17 protein-coding genes are annotated in these 16,920 nt (G+C 72.0%); 7 read left to right on the top strand and 10 right to left on the bottom strand.

Going from position 1 to position 16,920, the window contains the following annotated elements; genetic code table 11:
* Positions 1-143: 143 nt before the first annotated feature.
* Both PGH47_RS23325 and PGH47_RS23320 read right to left on the bottom strand, forming a co-directional pair.
* Positions 144-1,202 carry an aspartate-semialdehyde dehydrogenase gene (locus tag PGH47_RS23325; RefSeq protein ID WP_107904680.1) on the bottom strand — a complete coding sequence of 353 codons (1,059 nt, stop codon included), beginning with the start codon at positions 1,200-1,202 and terminating at the stop codon, positions 144-146.
* A 163-nt stretch (positions 1,203-1,365) separates the two neighbouring features.
* A complete protein-coding gene (locus tag PGH47_RS23320; protein WP_030946921.1) occupies positions 1,366-2,643 on the bottom strand; it encodes an aspartate kinase in 1,278 nt (425 codons plus the stop codon).
* 277 nt (positions 2,644-2,920) lie between these two features.
* Between PGH47_RS23320 and PGH47_RS23315 the strand changes: the two genes are divergently transcribed.
* The 4 genes from PGH47_RS23315 (at position 2,921) to PGH47_RS23300 (ending at position 7,031) form a co-directional block, all read left to right on the top strand.
* A complete protein-coding gene (locus tag PGH47_RS23315) occupies positions 2,921-3,676 on the top strand; it encodes a tRNA-dependent cyclodipeptide synthase (protein WP_271665067.1) in 756 nt (251 codons plus the stop codon).
* Positions 3,666-4,853, top strand: coding sequence for a cytochrome P450 (locus PGH47_RS23310; RefSeq protein WP_271665066.1), 1,188 nt, complete (start codon positions 3,666-3,668; stop codon positions 4,851-4,853). Before PGH47_RS23315 ends, PGH47_RS23310 begins: the two co-directional genes overlap by 11 nt.
* 97 nt (positions 4,854-4,950) lie before the next feature.
* Positions 4,951-5,649 carry a response regulator transcription factor gene (locus PGH47_RS23305; RefSeq protein ID WP_271665065.1) on the top strand — a complete coding sequence of 233 codons (699 nt, stop codon included), beginning with the start codon at positions 4,951-4,953 and terminating at the stop codon, positions 5,647-5,649.
* A complete protein-coding gene (locus PGH47_RS23300; RefSeq protein ID WP_271665064.1) occupies positions 5,646-7,031 on the top strand; it encodes a HAMP domain-containing sensor histidine kinase in 1,386 nt (461 codons plus the stop codon). Before PGH47_RS23305 ends, PGH47_RS23300 begins: the two co-directional genes overlap by 4 nt.
* Here the strand turns inward: PGH47_RS23300 and PGH47_RS23295 are convergent.
* Entirely contained in the window at positions 6,997-7,500 is a 504-nt protein-coding gene (locus tag PGH47_RS23295) for an SgcJ/EcaC family oxidoreductase (RefSeq protein WP_271665063.1), read from the bottom strand. The two genes, PGH47_RS23300 and PGH47_RS23295, sit on opposite strands and share 35 nt — an antisense overlap.
* 200 nt (positions 7,501-7,700) lie before the next feature.
* On the opposite strand from PGH47_RS23295, the gene PGH47_RS23290 reads away from it, so the two are divergent.
* Positions 7,701-8,432 (top strand): sulfite exporter TauE/SafE family protein, encoded by a 732-nt coding sequence (locus PGH47_RS23290; protein WP_271665062.1) that lies wholly within the window; start codon positions 7,701-7,703, stop codon positions 8,430-8,432.
* 24 nt (positions 8,433-8,456) lie between these two features.
* Here the strand turns inward: PGH47_RS23290 and PGH47_RS23285 are convergent, their stop codons facing one another.
* Entirely contained in the window at positions 8,457-8,813 is a 357-nt protein-coding gene (locus PGH47_RS23285; protein ID WP_271665061.1) for a hypothetical protein, read from the bottom strand.
* Between the two features lie 105 nt (positions 8,814-8,918).
* Positions 8,919-9,332: an SsgA family sporulation/cell division regulator gene (locus PGH47_RS23280; RefSeq protein ID WP_271665060.1), complete on the bottom strand. Its 414-nt coding sequence runs from the start codon at positions 9,330-9,332 to the stop codon at positions 8,919-8,921.
* 213 nt (positions 9,333-9,545) lie between these two features.
* Here PGH47_RS23280 and PGH47_RS23275 point away from each other — a divergent pair, with 213 nt between their 5' ends.
* Entirely contained in the window at positions 9,546-10,382 is an 837-nt protein-coding gene (locus tag PGH47_RS23275; RefSeq protein WP_271665059.1) for a PhzF family phenazine biosynthesis protein, read from the top strand.
* A gap of 26 nt (positions 10,383-10,408) precedes the next feature.
* Here the strand turns inward: PGH47_RS23275 and PGH47_RS23270 are convergent, their stop codons facing one another.
* From PGH47_RS23270 to PGH47_RS23260, 3 genes are all read right to left on the bottom strand, one after another.
* Positions 10,409-11,071, bottom strand: coding sequence for a DUF5063 domain-containing protein (locus tag PGH47_RS23270; protein WP_269641648.1), 663 nt, complete (start codon positions 11,069-11,071; stop codon positions 10,409-10,411).
* A complete protein-coding gene (gene recR / locus PGH47_RS23265; RefSeq protein WP_030053254.1) occupies positions 11,064-11,663 on the bottom strand; it encodes a recombination mediator RecR in 600 nt (199 codons plus the stop codon). The genes PGH47_RS23270 and recR overlap by 8 nt, the downstream gene beginning before the upstream one ends.
* Before the next feature lie 92 nt (positions 11,664-11,755).
* Positions 11,756-12,100 carry a YbaB/EbfC family nucleoid-associated protein gene (locus PGH47_RS23260; protein ID WP_030956117.1) on the bottom strand — a complete coding sequence of 115 codons (345 nt, stop codon included), beginning with the start codon at positions 12,098-12,100 and terminating at the stop codon, positions 11,756-11,758.
* Between the two features lie 302 nt (positions 12,101-12,402).
* Here PGH47_RS23260 and PGH47_RS23255 point away from each other — a divergent pair, with 302 nt between their 5' ends.
* Positions 12,403-13,155, top strand: a complete 753-nt coding sequence (locus PGH47_RS23255) for an SLATT domain-containing protein (RefSeq protein WP_107904690.1) — start codon at positions 12,403-12,405, stop codon at positions 13,153-13,155.
* 16 nt (positions 13,156-13,171) lie between these two features.
* Here the strand turns inward: PGH47_RS23255 and PGH47_RS23250 are convergent, their stop codons facing one another.
* Positions 13,172-14,575, bottom strand: a complete 1,404-nt coding sequence (locus tag PGH47_RS23250; RefSeq protein WP_271665058.1) for a M28 family metallopeptidase — start codon at positions 14,573-14,575, stop codon at positions 13,172-13,174.
* 111 nt (positions 14,576-14,686) lie between these two features.
* Positions 14,687-16,858, bottom strand: coding sequence for a serine/threonine-protein kinase (locus PGH47_RS23245; protein WP_271665057.1), 2,172 nt, complete (start codon positions 16,856-16,858; stop codon positions 14,687-14,689).
* Between the last annotated feature and the right edge of the window lie 62 nt (positions 16,859-16,920).

Below are 16,920 nucleotides of genomic sequence, written 5' to 3'. Positions count from 1 at the left end.
TGCAGAAGGCGGGGAGAAAAATCTTCGGATGCCGACCCGGTCCGGTTCAAGTGGTCCGGACCATCGTTCAGCTCACATTCTTCACACAGATCCTACAAACGAATCCGTCGCAGCCCAGGGGATTTCCTGCGGCACCGGCAGTCTCACGAAAACTCCGCCGCCACCAGCTCCGCGATCTGGGCGGTGTTGAGGGCCGCGCCCTTGCGCAGGTTGTCCCCGCAGACGAAGAGTTCGAGCGCCGTGGGATCGTCCAGCGAGCGCCGCACCCGGCCGACCCAGGTCGGATCCGTGCCCACGACATCGGCGGGCGTCGGGAACTCACCGGCGCCCGGGTCGTCGTACAGCACGACCCCCGGGGTGGTGGCCAGGATCTCGCGGGCCTTGGCGACGGTGACCTCGCCCTCGAAGCGGGCGTGCACGGTCAGCGAGTGCCCGGTCAGCACCGGCACCCGCACACAGGTCACCGCGACCGGCAGCTTCGGCAGGCCGAGGATCTTGCGGGACTCGTCCCGCACCTTCATCTCCTCCGAGGACCAGCCGTCCTCGCGCAGCGACCCGGCCCACGGCACGACGTTCAGCGCGACCGGCTCCGGGAACGGGCCGGTGTTCTCGCCGATGGCCCGCCGTACATCACCGGGGCTGGTCCCCAGGTCCGTACCGGCGACCAGGGACAGCTGCTGGCGCAGGGTGTCGACGCCGGCCCGGCCGGCCCCGCTCACCGCCTGGTAGGAGGACACCACAAGGGAGCGCAGGCCGAACTCGGCGTGCAGCGCGCCCAGCGCCACGATCATCGAGAGGGTCGTGCAGTTGGGGTTGGCCACGATCCCGCGCGGGCGCCTGCGCACCACGTGCGAGTTGACCTCGGGCACGACGAGGGGCACCTCCGGGTCCATCCGGAAGGCGCCCGAGTTGTCGACCACCACCGCGCCCGCGGCGGCGGCGATCGGCGCCCAGCGGGCGGCCACCTCGTCGGGGACGTCGAACATCGCGACGTCGACCCCGGCGAAGGCCTCCTCGGTGAGCGCCACCACCTCGACCTCCTCGCCGCGCACGGCCAGCTTTCGGCCGGCCGAGCGCGGCGAGGCGATCAGACGGATCTCACCCCAGACGTCCGCGCGCTGGGACAGGATCTGGAGCATGACCGAGCCGACGGCTCCGGTCGCACCCACGACCGCGAGCGTCGGTCCAGGCCTTGCCGTCACCTTCCCGCCTGCCCCGCGGCGTCTGGCACGCACGCTCGCCGCGTTGCCGAACCGCCCACGTGGCTCCGCCACGCGGGCACTCCGGCGCCTTGCGATCGCACGCACCAGACGCCGCGGGGCCCGCCCTCCGGGCGGACGACGGGAAGGTGACGGCAAGGCCTGCTCATCGCCCGGTGCCCCCGTACACGACAGCCTCGTCGCTGTCGGAGTCCAGGCCGAAGGCGGAGTGCACGGCGCGTACCGCCTCGTTGACGTCGTCGGCGCGGGTGACGACCGAGATGCGGATCTCGGAGGTGGAGATCAGCTCGATGTTCACGCCCGCGTCGGACAGCGCCTTGAAGAAGTCCGCCGTGACACCGGGGTTGGTCTTCATGCCGGCGCCGACCAGGGAGATCTTGCCGATCTGGTCGTCGTAGCGCAGGGAGTCGAAGCCGATGCCGGCCTTGTTCTTCTCCAGGGCGTCGATGGCCTTGCGGCCCTCGGACTTCGGCAGCGTGAAGGAGATGTCCGTCAGACCGGTGGAGGCTGCGGACACGTTCTGCACGATCATGTCGATGTTGATCTCGGCGTCGGAGATCGCGCGGAAGATCGCGGCGGCCTCGCCCGGCTTGTCCGGCACACCGACGACCGTGACCTTGGCCTCGGAGGTGTCGTGCGCGACACCGGAGATGATGGCCTGCTCCACCTGCTTGTCCCCTTGCTCGATCGGCTCGCTGCTGACCCACGTGCCCTGAAGCCCGCTGAAGCTGGACCGCACGTGGATCGGGATGTTGTAACGACGGGCGTACTCCACACACCGGTGGAGCAGCACCTTCGAGCCGGACGCGGCCAGCTCCAGCATGTCCTCGAAGGCGATCCAGTCGATCTTCTTCGCCTTCTTGACCACGCGCGGGTCGGCGGTGAACACGCCGTCGACGTCGGTGTAGATCTCGCAGACCTCGGCGTCGAGGGCGGCGGCCAGCGCCACGGCGGTGGTGTCGGACCCGCCGCGCCCCAGCGTGGTGATGTCCTTGGAGTCCTGGCTCACGCCCTGGAACCCGGCGACGATGGCGATGTTGCCCTCGTTCAGCGAGTCACGGATCCGGCCCGGTGTCACGTCGATGATCCGGGCTTTGTTGTGGACCGAGTCGGTGATGACACCTGCCTGGCTGCCGGTGAACGACTGGGCGGAGTGGCCCAGGTTTTTGATCGCCATGGCCAGCAGGGCCATGGAGATCCGCTCTCCCGCGGTCAGCAGCATGTCGAGCTCGCGCCCGGCAGGGATCGGGGATACCTGCTCGGCGAGATCGATCAGCTCGTCCGTCGTGTCGCCCATCGCGGAAACCACGGCGACCACCTGGTGGCCGTTCTTCTTGGCTTCCACGATCCGCTTGGCGACGCGCTTGATGCCCTCGGCATCGGCTACGGAGGAGCCTCCGTACTTCTGCACGACAAGGCCCACGTGCGCTCCTCGCTCAGTCCGTGTGTGTCGGCTCAGTTTACCGAGCGTCCGAATTCGACCTTGGGGTTCCCAGATGGTGAGATTCGGCCGCTCGGGGTCGTGTCTGCCCGGTGGGGAGCCCCGCACTCCGGAAAGTGGGGCAGGTCACTCGCGGGTGGCGTGGGCCGCCAAATGGCCATTGACGCTCTCCGTAGTCGCCCGCTAACTTCGCGTCGTCGTCGCCACACCAGGGGCACAAGGCTCCATCGGGACTTGCGACGCGAAGGATCCTCCTCCTTTGACGACTGCGACCGCTTCCGAGATCCAGCACGTCACATCAGCCGAGGCCGATACGGATTCCACGGCCGGCTCCCTCTTCGAGATCAGGCCCTTCACCCCGCACTGCGAGGTCATCCGCGACGCCGGCGACCACGCCGTCATCGGTGTCTCCCCGGGCAACAGCTACTTCTCCGCCGACCGGGTCCATGACCTGGCCCGCTGGGGCCTCGCCCTGTTCGAGCGGGTGGACTTCGTCTACACGGACCTGTACGTGGCCGAGATGTACGCGGCGTCCGGCTATCCGCCCGACGACGCCCGCCGCAAGGCGGTGAAGAACCTGCGCGGGGTGCGCGCCAAGGTGCTGGGCGCCGTCCGGGCGGCGGACCCGGGCGGGGGCCGCCTGCACGCCCACGCCATGTCCGACTTCCACGGCAACGCGGCCTACCGCGAGATCCACGACCGGCTCCGGGCCCGCCTCGCCACCGACGACGAGTTCCGCACGACCTGCGAGAAACTCGTCGACTCCTTTCTGACCGGCCGGGCCGAGGGGGCGACCGCCGCCCAGCGCGAGGTCTGCCTCTCCTACGTCTGCGCCGAGGCGCCGCTCTTCCTGGACACCCCCGCCATCCTCGGCGTCCCCTCCTCCCTCAACTGCTATCACCAGCTTCTGCCGATGGCCGAGCTGCTCTACTCCCGCGGCGCCGGACTGCGCGCCTCCCGCAACCAGGGGCACGCCATCGTCACGCCCGCCGAGGAGACCGCAGATGCTCACTGAGACCCCCCTCGACTTCCCGTTCTCCTGGCGGGGCGACCAGCTCCCGCCCGAGGTGGAGGAGTTGCGCGCCGACCGGCCGGTGCGCCGCGTGCGCACCATCGCCGGCGACGAGGCGTGGCTGGTGTCGTCGTACGCCCTGTGCAAGCAGGTCCTCGACGATCCCCGCTTCAGCCTGAAGGACACCTCCGCGCCGGGCGTGCCCCGGCAGTACGCGCTGACGATCCCGCCCGAGGTCGTCAACAACATGGGGAACATCACCGGCGCAGGGCTGCGCAAGGCCGTACTGAAGGCGCTGAACCCCAAAAGCCCCGGCCTGGTGGAGTGGATGCGGTCCTGTGCCGGTGAACTCGTCGACGGGCTGATGCGCGAGGGTGCTCCGGCCGACCTGCGGGCAGGCTTCGCCGATCCGTACTCGGCGGGCATGCACTGCCGCATCCTCGGCATCCCGGCCTCGGACGCGCCCCGGCTGATGCGGAGCCTGGACATCGCGTTCATGAACTCGGCCTGCCCGGTCGCGGGCGCCCGGCTGAACTGGGACCGGGACATCGCCTTCATGACGGAGCGCCTCGACGACCCGGCGACGACGGGCCTGATGGGTGAGCTCGCCGCCCTGCGCGCCGATCCCGAGTACGGCCATCTCACCGACGAGATGCTCGCGACGGTGGGGGTGACGATGTTCGGCGCCGGGGTCATCTCCACCTCGGGCTTCCTGACCATGGCGCTGGTGTCGCTGATCCAGCACCCCGCCCTCCAGGCCGAGCTGGTCGCGGACCCCGGGAAGATCCCCGCGGCCGTGGACGAGCTGCTGCGGATCAATCTGTCCATCGGCGACGGTCTGCCGCGGCTGGCGACCGAGGACGTGCGGCTGGGCGACGTGGACGTGAAGGCGGGCGAGCTGGTGCTGGTCCTCGTCGAGGGCGCGAACTTCGACCCGGCGGCCTTCCCCGACCCTCACCGGGTCGACCTCGCCCGGGAGAACGCCACCGCGCATCTCTCCTTCGGCGGCGGCCGCCACTACTGCCCTGCCACCGCCCTCGGCCGGGGGCACGCCGAGATCGCGCTGCGGACGCTGCTGGAGCGGATGCCCGGGCTGCGGCTCGCGGTGCCGATCGAGCAACTGGTGTGGCGCACCGGCTTCATGAAGCGGATCCCGGAGCGGCTGCCGGTCATGTGGTAGCCCCGTTTGTCGGGAAAACCTGACGAAACCGGGGAAACCCCTGCTCACTGGCTCGACGGCCGGTCGTCTTTAAGTTTCAACCACTAGGGTTCGGCGTGTGCGCGTACTTCTGGTGGAAGACGACGAACCGGTCGCCGAGTCGCTCCGGCGAGGACTGCTGCGCTACGGCTTCGAGGTGGCCTGGGTGACGACGGGCGGCGCGGCGCTGAGCCACAGCGATCCCTACGACGTCGTGCTCCTCGACCTCGGGCTGCCCGACACCGACGGGCTCGACGTCTGCAGGGCGCTGCGCGAGCGCGGTGACGTGCCGATCATCGTGATCAGCGCGCGCAGCGACGAGACGGACCGGGTGGTCGGGCTGGAACTCGGCGCGGACGACTACGTCTCCAAGCCGTTCGGCGTCCGCGAGGTCATAGCCCGAATACGGGCCGTCATGCGCCGCAGCCGGCCTCGTACGGCCGCCGGGACCGGCCCGGACCGCTACGGCGACCGTCTCACCGTCGACCGCAAGGCGGCCCGCGTCCGGCTGGACGGCGAGGAGGTCGCGCTCGCGCCCAAGGAGTACGACCTGCTGGCCTTCCTCACCGAGGAGCCGGGGGCGCTGATGTCGCGCGAGCAGATCATGGAGGCGGTCTGGGACGCGAACTGGTTCGGCCCGACCAAGACGCTCGACGTGCATGTGGCGGCGCTGCGGCGCAAACTCGCCGGGGCCGTGACGATCGAGGCGGTGCGCGGGGTCGGCTTCCGGCTGGAGGTCGTGGGCGCCGACCGGGGCGACGGCAGCGGCCCGTCATGATCCGCCAACTCATCCGCAGCTACGTCCTGCTGGTGGCCGTGGCGATCGCCCTGTTCACGGTGCCGGTGGCCTTCACGCTCACGGACCAGCTACGGGGCGACACCGCGGACTCCGTGCGGCGCGAGGCCGACACCATGGCCCTGCTCCTCGGCAACGGCAACACCCCCTCGTGCGCGGCCCTGGACGAGATGGCCCGGGCGTACGCGGGCCAGACCCCCGGCCAGGTAGAGACGACCGGGCGCTGCGACACCGGCCTGCCGAGCCCGCAGCGGGACGCGGCCCTGACCGGAGCCCTTGAGGACGGCAGGTCCACGACCGACTGGGGCTCCTCCTTCATCTGGGGGCCGGAGCTGAAGGTCACGGTGCCCGCCCGCTCCAGCGCGGTCGACCTCGACGGCCGCAACCGGGGCCCGGTCGTCGGCGCGGTCCGCATCGTGTACTCGACGGACGACCTGACCGAACGGCTGTGGACGATCTGGGGTTTCCGCGCGGTCCTCGCGGTGGCCGTCCTCGCCGTGGCCGCCGTGATCGGCGCCGCCGCGGCACGGCGTATCACCCGGCCGCTGCGCCAGCTCAACGACATGGCGAGCAGGTTCAGCGACGGCGATCTGACCGCCCGCTCCCCCGTGACGGGCCCGCCGGAGACGCAGACGCTGGCGCGCACCCTGAACCAGGGCGCGGAACGCCTGGACACGCTGGTCGCCTCGCAGCGCATCTTCGTGGCCGACGCCTCGCATCAACTCCGTACCCCTCTCACGGCACTCAGGCTGTCGCTGGACAACATCGCGGACGGGGTCGACGACGACTTCGTCAAGGAGGACGTGGAGCAGGCCACGGCCGAGGTCGTGCGGATGAGCCGGCTGGTGAGCGGGCTGCTGGTGCTGGCGCGGGCGGAGGCCAAGGTGACGGCGGCGGAACCGCTGGCGCTTGTCGACATCGTGCGCGAGCGGCTGGACGTGTGGCGGCCGGCCGCCGACGAGCGCGGAGTCACCATCGCGCTGACCGCGAGTACCGACGGCCGGCCGCTGGTGCTGGCCTCTCCCGGACATCTGGAGCAGGTGCTGGACAACGTGCTCTCCAACGCCCTGGAGGTGTCACCGGACGGTGGCACGATCACCGTCCAGGTGGAGCCCAAGGGCGATTCGGTGGTGCTCTCGGTCCTCGACGAGGGTCCCGGCATGCCGGACGCCGACAAGTCCCGTGCCTTCGACCGGTTCTGGCGCGGCCGGGGGCTGACCGGGAGGTCCGGTTCGGGCCTCGGCCTCGCCGTCGTCAAGCAGTTGGTGACCGACGACGGCGGGACCGTGGCGCTCGGGGACGCTCCCCGGGGCGGGCTGAAGGTGGCGATCAGCCTTCGGGCATCTTCGAGGAGTGGTGGTTGACGATGAACCACTCACCGCCGCGCTTCTCGTAGGCGTAGGTGTAGCGGGCCTCGACGGTGCTCTTCTCGCCGGTCGCGGGGTCGGTGAGCGCGAACTCGTAGACGCCGGTGTCGATGGCGGAGTCGCGGTCGAGGACGTTGACGTGGGTCTCGATCTTCGTGCCGACCGGCTTGTTGGCGAGGAAGTGCTCGAAGTAGTCGACGATTCCGGCGCGGTCGACGCGGACCTTGTTGGAGACCGTGGGCAGCAGCACCGCGTCCTTCGCGTACAGGTCGGCGACCTGCTCCGGGTCACCGGTGGCGAGGGCTCTGTTCCACTGGTCGAACAGGCCGGCTATCTCCTTCTTGTTCGGCTTCTTCTCGCTCCAGCCGGGCCCGGCGACCGCGGCACCGGCGGCGACCGTGCCGACGGCGATCACGGCGGTGGCGGTGACAACGGCCACGCGCTTGCTGATGGAACGACGAGTCATCGCATCTCCCGTACAGGTCTGGTTCAAGTGGCTCCAGACTCGCCGCGGGCCGGTTAGGGCCCGTACAGCGGACGTACAGGCCGGGGACAACACCGCTCCAATTCAACGATTCCGTTTCCCGAGGTCAGCGACGAGGTAATGAGCTCCCGGAGAGGGGGTGCAGCCCGCTGCACCCCGGCCGCGGGTGAGGATGCCGAGCCGTGACTAGCGGATGGACGGGCGACGCGCTGCTGGCGGGCATCGTGCTGCTCGGATCCTCCGTCCAGTGGCTCACGGGCATGGGCTTCGCACTGGTCGCCGTCCCCGCGCTGGTGCTGCTGCTCGGCCCCGCCGAGGGTGTCGTCCTCGCCAACTGCGCGTGCGGCGCGATCAGCGTGGTGGGCCTGGCCGGCGGCTGGCGACGGGTGCGGCCGGGCGCGATGGTCCCGCTGTGCGCGGCCGCCGCCTGCACGGTCCCGGCGGGCACCTGGATCACGCACCGACTGCCGGAGCCGGTACTCCTGTTGACGATGGGCGGGCTCGTCACCCTCGCCGTGCTGCTGGTCCTGCGCGGCGCCCGGGTCCCCGCCCTGCGCGGCACGAAGGGCGCGGTCGCGGCCGGCGCGGTCGGCGGCTTCATGAACTCGGCCGCCGGGGTGGGCGGCCCGCCGGTGTCCCTGTACGCGGTCAACGCGGGCTGGACGGTCAGGGAGTTCGTACCGAACGCACAGTTCTACGGAGCGGTCGTCAACGCGTTCTCGCTGGCCGCGAACGGCGTACCGGAACTGAGCGCCCCGCGGTGGGGGACGGTGATCGCGGCGATGACGGTCGGCGGGGTGATCGGCGCCTGGCTCGCCGGCCGCACGCCCGAACAGCGGGCGCGGCTGGTGGTGTTGGCGCTGGCACTGACGGGCGGGGTCGTCACGACAGCGAAGGGCCTGGCGGGCCTGTGAGCGTGCCGGGGCCCACCACACCGCTCACGCGCCGTCCCCCGTCGACACGGAACCGATGTCGCCCCCGGCCGCGACGGACCGCTCCCCGGAGGCGGTGACGGGACCGCTCGCCGGCCGGGACGGCGAGGCGGGCATCGTCGGCGGCGGGCCGGCCGTGGCCCCGTCGCCTGTCGCCACGGACCCGATGCCGCCGCCGGCGGCGACCGAGCGTGCGCCGCTCGCGGTCACCCCAGCGGCCTGTGTACGGTCCGGGCCGAGAAGGGCGTACAGCGTCACGGCCAGCCCGATCAGCCCCGCCGCTCCCCCGGCCACGCTCGCCCAGGGGTCCGCGGCGTCGACATCCAGCACACCGCCGACGATCAACCCCACGGCCCCTGCCACGCAGAGCCCGACTCCCGTCCACACCAATGCACTTGACCGAGTCGCCATGGGCTCATCATGGGGCAGTCCGGGCGGTACGACGGAGGGCTCCCCGGAAACCGCACATCACACCCGCCCGCCGAACAGCGTCGCCAGGCCCCGGTCCAGTTCCGCGCCCACGGTTTCCTCGCCCGGCTCCAGCACGGTGTAGGTGCGGGTCAGGAAGCGGTTCAAGTCCGCGGTGACGAACCGGAGTCTGGCCACGCCCTGAGGCATGTGGAACTCCACGTAGGTGTGGGACGTCCCGCACGGCCGCACCCGCACGGTGCCGAGCCCGGCGGGGGCCCGCAGCCCCTCGTCCAGCAGTGCACGGGCGAACGTCCAGGTCGCGGCCTCGCCGTCGAGGGTGGCGTGGGCCGGGAAGTCCAGGTGCACGGCGAGCGGGTCGCCGGAGGTGTAGCGCAGGGTCGCCGGGAGGGCGATCTCCTGGCCGGCGGTGATCAGGCGGGCGCCGGTCGGCTGCTCCAGGGTGACGTGCATGGGCGGGCTCCGATTCGGGGCGGGGGCAGCGGCCCGGTGTGGCCGTTGTGCCGGTGAGACGGCACGAGTCCCCCGTGCATTACGCGACTACCGGGGTCTTTCTGTGTAACCTGCGTCACCTTTCCGGGACCGGCTCCCCGTGCCCGGCAAGGACCTCGCCCGGTCCCGGGTAATCCCCTCGCCCCGTTCCCGGCGCGCGGTTACGGTCCACGAATGGAGATTTCGCGCTACGTGGCCTTCAGCAGCGACCCCGCAGGGGGCAATCCGGCAGGTGTGGTGCTCGACGCCACCGGTGTCGACGACAAGGAGATGCTGGCGACGGCGGCCGAAGTCGGCTACTCGGAGTCGGCGTTCGTGGTGCCGGCCGACGACGGCACGCTGGACGTCCGGTACTTCAGCCCCCTCGCGGAGGTGCCGTTCTGCGGCCACGCCACGATCGCCACGGCCGTCGCCCACGCGGAACTTCACGGCACCGGAGAGCTGTTGCTGCGGACCAAGGCGGGCCCGGTCACCGTGACCACCGACCGGACGGCCGACGGCACGCTGACGGCGACCCTGGTGAGCGTGGCCCCGCACACGGAGCCCCTCGCGGACGCCGACCTGGCCGAGCTGCTGGGGATCCTCGGCTGGAGCGCCGCCGATCTGGACCCGGCGCTGCCGCCCCGCGTGGCCTTCGCCGGCGCCCGGCACCCGATCCTCGCCGCCGCCACCCGGGAGCGGCTGGCCGACCTGGACTACGCGATGGAGCCGCTGGCCGCGCTCATGGCCCGCGAGGACTGGACGACCGTCGACCTGCTCTGGCGGGAGTCCCCGACGGTGTTCCACGCCCGCAACCCGTTCCCGCCGGGCGGTGTGGTGGAGGACCCGGCCACGGGCGCGGCGGCGGCCGCGTTCGGCGGCTACCTGAGGGAGCTCGAACTCGTCGCGACGCCCGCCACGGTGACGATCCATCAGGGCGTGGACATGGGCAGGCCGAGCACGATCACGGTCACCATTCCGGCCGGGCCGGGCACCGGGATCGGCGTGACCGGGACGGCCGTACGGATCTGAGACCGAGCTGCGGCGGGAGGCCGGCGTTACTTCGCCGTCCGCAGTCCCAGCTGATCGCCGATCTCCTGCTGCATGACCTTGCCGGCCTCGAACTCCAGCGTCTCGTCGCCCATCACGCCCTGGTCCGTGTCCAGGCCGTCCAGCTCCTCCAGGGGCTGGTTCAGGCGGACATGGGCCAGGACGGAGTGCAGCGCGCGCAGCGTCGCGGACGCCGTCGAGCCCCAGTTGGAGAAGTAGGAGAACTGCCACCACCACAGGGCCTCGGCGGTGCGGCCCGCGCGGTAGTGGGCCATGCCGTGGCGCAGGTCGGTGATGACGTCGGTCAGGTCGTCGGAGATCCGAGCCGGGACCGGGGCCTTGCGGGGCTCGTAGGGGTCGAAGACCTCGGAGTAGACGTCGACCGGGTCCAGCAGGCGGGCGAGGTTCTCGCGGAGCTCGTCCACGTCCGCCTCGGGGCCCAGGTCGGGCTCGTAGCGCTCGTCGGGGACGATGTCCTCGTGGGCGCCGAGACGGCCGCCGGCCAGCAGCAGCTGAGAGACCTCCAGGAGGAGGAAGGGCACGGTGGAGCCCGGCTCGTCGCCCTTGGCGACCTCCGTCACCGCGACCAGGAAGCTCTCGATCTGGTCCGCGATCTGGACCGCGAAGTCGTCCGGGTTCTGGCCGGTCGCGTGCAGCGTGGCGTCAGACATCTAGGAGTCGTCTCCCCTCGAAGGCGCGGCCGAGGGTGACCTCGTCCGCGTATTCCAGGTCGCCACCCACCGGGAGGCCGCTGGCCAGGCGGGTGACCTTCAGGCCCATGGGCTTGATCATGCGCGCGAGGTACGTGGCGGTGGCCTCGCCCTCGAGATTCGGATCGGTGGCCAGGATCAGCTCCGTGACCGTCCCGTCGGCCAACCGCGCGAGAAGTTCTCGTATACGCAGGTCGTCCGGTCCGACACCCTCGATCGGGCTGATCGCGCCGCCGAGGACGTGGTAGCGGCCGCGGAACTCACGGGTCCGCTCGATCGCCACGACGTCCTTGGGCTCCTCGACCACGCAGATCACCGCCGGGTCACGGCGCGTGTCCCGGCAGATGTTGCACAGCTCCTCCTGCGCGACGTTCCCGCACGTCGCGCAGAAGCGGACCTTCGCCTTGACCTCCATGAGGGCCTGGGCGAGGCGCCGTACGTCCGTCGGTTCCGCCTGGAGGATGTGGAAGGCGATCCGCTGCGCGCTCTTGGGACCGACGCCGGGCAGCCGACCCAGCTCGTCGATGAGGTCCTGAACCACGCCTTCGTACAACGGACTGCCGTCCTTCCTGGGGTTCCTTACGGTACGTACGGTAGTTGGCGGTGCCCCCTCTTAGAAAGACGAGGCGGGCAACGCCCGGAGCGTCAGAAGGGCAGCCCGGGGATTCCGCTGCCGCCGCCCAGGCCCTGGGCCAGCGGGCCCAGCTTCTGCTGCTGGAGGTTCTGCGCGTTCTCGTTGGCCGCCTGGACGGCCGCGATGATCAGGTCGGCGAGGGTCTCGGTGTCCTCGGGGTCGACCGCCTTCGGGTCGATCTTCAGCGCGCGGAGCTCGCCGGCGCCGGTGACAGTGGCCTGCACCAGGCCGCCGCCCGCCTGTCCGTCGACCTCGGTCTGCGCCAGTTCTTCCTGCGCCCGCTGCAGGTCCTGCTGCATCTTCTGGGCCTGCTGGAGCAGCTGCTGCATGTTGGGCTGGCCACCACCGGGGATCACGATCAGCTCCTTGCGTGTGTACGCGTTTCCCGTTCAGCACGAGCCTACGTGGTCTGCGTGGCCGTCGCCCCAGCACTCTTTCGAGTGAGAGAGAACCCGGAGGAATGGGCGTCCTATACCTGATCAAGGCCCACTTCCGGGCGGAAAAGAGGCGAAAGGCATCTCTTCGCCACCCATTGGGCGGTAGGAAGGGTCCGGCGCGTCAGCCTCAGGTGTTGCGTGACGTTCCGTGCGCTGCGGGGGTCGCATCCACGTCGTATGTCGTACGTGATGTCACGCACCGTGACAGTAGGGAGTGCCGGGTGGGTCAGCCGGAGATGCAGCCCGACAGGTCGCCGAAGGACGGGCGGGGCGGCGAAGGGGCGGCCGGGCTGCGGCCGGGCGACTTGACGGGGCGGGCGTTCCCCCACGGGGACTGGGGGGAGCCGGCGGTACGGCTGGACGAGCTGTACCGGTGGGTGGAGCGAGGGGCGCTGAACACGGCGGCGTGGTATCTCGCGGACCGGGTGTGGAAGCGGCGCGGGGCCCGGGCGCTGCGCGGCGGGGCCGCCGCGGGGGCGGTGGTCGGAGCCGCGCTGCCGCTGCTCGACCTGACGGGCGTCGTGAGCGGAGTGGCCCCCTGGGGGTATCTGGCGCTGCTGATCGCCGTGGCCTGTGTGGCGGTCGACCGGTTCTTCGGGATCACGTCCGGGTGGATAAGGGACGTCGCCACGGCCCAGGCCGTACAGCGGCGGCTTCAGATGCTGCAGTTCGACTGGGCGACGGAGAACGTACGCGAGGTCCTCGGCCCGGCCGAGGGCACGGCCGGCGAGGCCGCCGAGCGCTGCCTGGCCGTGCTGCGCCGGTTCTCCGAGGACGTCACCGAGCTGATGCGGGCGGAGACCGCGGACTGGATGGTGGAGTTCCGCACCGGGTCCGCGCCCCTGGGCATCCAGTCGGCGGTGCCCGGCGCGAGCCGCCCGGACGCGACCGCGGCGCTCGGCCGCTTCGCGGTGCCCCCGACGAACGGCACCCGCCCGAACATGCCGCGTCAGCGTCCGCCCGAGCCGCGCTGAGGAGCGCCCGCCGCGCTCACGACTGCGGGGAGGGGAAGGCCACCGGGCTGCGCAGGCCCGATCGGTTCACCGCTCGTACGCCGAAGAACACGTTGTCCTTGGACAGGTCCACCTCGTGGGTCGTCGCGTCGCCGACCGGGAGGACGTGGGTCCACTCCGGGGACGTCGTCTCGCGCCAGACGACCTCGTAGCCGGCGAGGTCGGGTTCCGGGCCTCTGGCCCAGGTCAGAGTGGTGGAGTTGGTGAGGTTGCTGGTGATGACGCGCGGGTTCTTCGGGGTGCCGGGGGCCTGGGCCAGCGTCCACAGGGCGGCCGCGTTGACCTTGGCCACGCGTGCCGTGAAGGGGAAGTCGCAGAACTCCGGCAGGTCGCCGTACTGCTTGCCGGTGTCGTCGACGCGGACGTTCTGGTGCTGGTGGGCGAAGTCCTCGGCCGGCTCGGTGAAGCGGGCGGCCGGGTAGCCGCGCTCCAGGAAGGGAATGTGGTCGCCGCCGCGCAGATAGCGGTCGCGGCGGTAGATCACGCGCACCCGCATGCCGGTCGCGTCGTTGTCCGCCACGTCCCGCACGAAGCGGGCCAGCTGCCGGGTCGCCGAGTCGTTCTCGCCGCCCACGGAGCGGCGCAGCGCCGCCTGTTCGGGGGTCTCGGAGGACGGGACGCCCTCGGTGAACAGGCGGATCGCGTACGGGTCGCGGGAGCCGTCGTCCGCGGTGGCGCTGCCGACGATGTCGTTGGTGAACATGCCCTGGACGTCCGTGCCGGCCGCCTTCAACTGCTGTGCCAGGTACGCCGATCCGAACAGGCCCTGCTCCTCCCCCGCCACCGCCGCGAACACGATCGTCGACGCCGGGCGGCGCCTGGCCATCACCCGTGCCAGCTCCAGGACCACGGCCACCCCGGAGGCGTCGTCGTCCGCGCCCGGCGCGTCGGACGTGGCGTCCATGACGTCGGTGACCCTGGAGTCGTAGTGCCCGGAGACGACGTAGACGCGCTCCGGGGTCACAGACCCGCGCAGGGTCGCGACGACGTTCGCGATCTTCGTGGGGGTGGGGATGCGCGGCGCCGGTTCCTGGACGTACGACTGGAGTTCCGCCGTCATCCGGCCGCCGGAGGCCGCCGCGTACGAGTTCAGCTCGGCCAGCAGCCAGTCGCGGGCCGCGCCGATGCCCCGGTCCGGGTCGTCCTGGACGGAGAGGGTGTGGCGGGTGCCGAAGGAGACGAGTCTGCGGACCGTGGCCTCGATGCGGGCGGCGTCGATCTCGCGCAGGAGGGCGCGCAGTTCACGGCTGGGGCGCTGGGCCGTCGCCGGAGGGCGGTCCGCCGACGCGGGGGCCGCCTCGGCCGTGCCGGTCGCCGTCAGCGCCGCCGCGCCCGCCGCCGTGGCCGTCAGGACCGTTCGTCTGGTGGGGCTGGGGCGCATGGGTCCTCCCGGTGCTGCCGATGCCGGCCGACCCCGCAATGGTTGTGTACATGGCAACCAACGGCAAGGGTGCCTCGCCCGACATCCGCCCCCTGGCGTCAGCCAGGTCGGTCACTGCTTGTCGTACGTCAGGCTCTCGCCGCTGCCGACTGTCACCCGCTCCAGCCTGCCGTCGGGGAGCAGCGTGATCTCGGTGGCCTTGCCCGGCGAACAGGTGGGCGCCTCGCCCACGGTCACGGTGGACGGGCCGATCCGCAACGGGCCGTCGCCGCCCGGCGCCGCGGAGAGGTCAGCCTCGAACTCGCAGTGGTAGGTGCCGTTGCCGGCGGGGCCGTCGGCGACGAGCGAGAGGACCGTGTCGCCCACCTCGCCCTGCCGGATGGTCAGCCGGCGGGTGTTCTCGCCGGTGCCGCTGTCGATGGTGGCCGTCCAGGTGCCCAGGTAGCCCGCCGGGATCGTGCCGTCCGCGGACGCCGAGGGGGTCGGGGACGGGGTGGGGGTCGTCGGGTCGGAGGTCGGGGAGTCGGTCGGGGTGGACGTGGCGGTGGGCCTTTCGGTCGGGCCGCCACCGGCCGAGTCGTCGTTGTCGCCGCTCATCAGCGCGTACACCGAGCCGCCCGCGCCGAGCGCGACGACCAGCGCGACGACGACCAGCGCCGCCGTGGACCGCCCGCTGCGCCGGGGCGGTTCGGGCTGCGGCGCCGGAAGGTAGGGCCCGGGCGGGCCGTAGGGCGGGGTGGTGGCGTACGCCGGATTCGGGCTCGGGTAGTTCGGGTTCGGGCCGTACGCCCCGTACCCGGGAGCGGCTCCGTAGGGCCCGCCGGGCCCGGCCTGCGGATAGCCGTACGCCGGCTGCTGCGGGTGCTGCTGGGGATGCTGCTGCGGCGACCCGTACGCCGGGTGCGCCGGGGCACTGCCGGGAGCGGCGGCGTCCCCGAAGGCACCGCCGGGGGGCCTGCCGGGGCCCGGCGGCGGGGTCGGGCCGTTCCCGGTCGCGGCGATGGTGGGCAGCTGATCCGGCGGCGTGGGCGGGGCGGCCGGGGCGTGCTCGGGGGTGGGCTCCACGGAACCAGGGGCTCCAGAGGCCGGGTTATGGGAGCCGGGCACACCTGGGCCGGGAGGTCCGGAAGCGGGGAAACCGGGGGCAGGGAAGCCGGGGGCAGGGGAACCAGCACCGCCTGCGCCCGCCGCACCGCCTGAGCCCGCCGCACCGGCGGCGCCGGGGGCACCAGGGCCCGGCGCGGCAGATACCGGGGCACCGGCACCCGGGCCTCGGGAACCCGGCGCACCCGGAACCGGCGCGGCCGAACCCGGCGTGCCGGAGCCCGGCGGGTTCGTCGGCGGCCGGGACCCGGTACCGCTCACCGGGTTCTCCGCGTCCAGCAGTCGTACCGCATGCCGTCCCAGCTGGGCCACCAGTGCGCTCGGCAGCCAGGGGTCGCGGGAGCGGCCGTCGGAGACGGTGTCCTCGGCCCCCGTGCGCTCCAGGACGCGGTCGAGCGTCGGGCGGGCGCCGGGGTCCTTGCGCAGACAGTCCCGCACCAGCTCGGCGATGCCCTCGGGCATGCCCTCCAGGTCGGGTTCCTCCTGGGCGATCCGGAACATCACGGCGTGCGGGCCGCTGTCGACGGACCCGAAGGGCAGCCGGCCGGTGGCGGCGTAGGCGAGCACCGAGCCCAGGCAGAACACGTCGCACGCGGGCGTGATCCGGTCGCCGCGCACCTGCTCGGGCGCCATGAACCCCGGCGACCCGACGAGCGCGCCGGTGCGCGTGAGCCCGCTCTCGTCGACGGTCTCCAGGGCGCGCGCGATGCCGAAGTCGATGACGCGGGGCCCGTCGATGGTGACCAGGACGTTCGACGGCTTCAGATCCCGGTGCACGATCCCCGCGGCGTGGATGTCCTTGAGCGCGTGCGCCAGCCCCGCCGCCAGGATGCCGACCGACCGCTCGGGCAACGCCCCGTGGTCCTGGCCGACAACCTGCTGGAGGCTGGGCCCGGCGACGTACCCGGTGGCGACCCAGGGCACGTCGGCCTCGGTGTCCGCGTCGAGCACCGGCGCGGTCCAGAACCCGCCGACCTGCCGCGCGGCCTGCACCTCCTGCCGGAACCGGGCCCGGAACTCCTCCTGCGCGGCCAGCTCCCGCCGCACCAGCTTCACGGCGACCGTGCGGCCGCGATCCGACCGGGCGAGATAGACGTCCCCCATGCCGCCCGCACCCAGCCGCGCCAGCAGCCGATACACCCCGATCTGCTGCGGATCCCCCGGCCCCAGCTTCTCCATCGCACGCCCCCAACCAGCCCCCGCCTATGCGTCGGCCCCACGATAGTGCGGCATACATGGAG

Source organism: Streptomyces sp. HUAS 31 (genome assembly GCF_028198125.1).
Classification (GTDB): domain Bacteria; phylum Actinomycetota; class Actinomycetes; order Streptomycetales; family Streptomycetaceae; genus Streptomyces; species Streptomyces chartreusis.
This window is presented reverse-complemented; position numbering and strand designations above follow the sequence as displayed.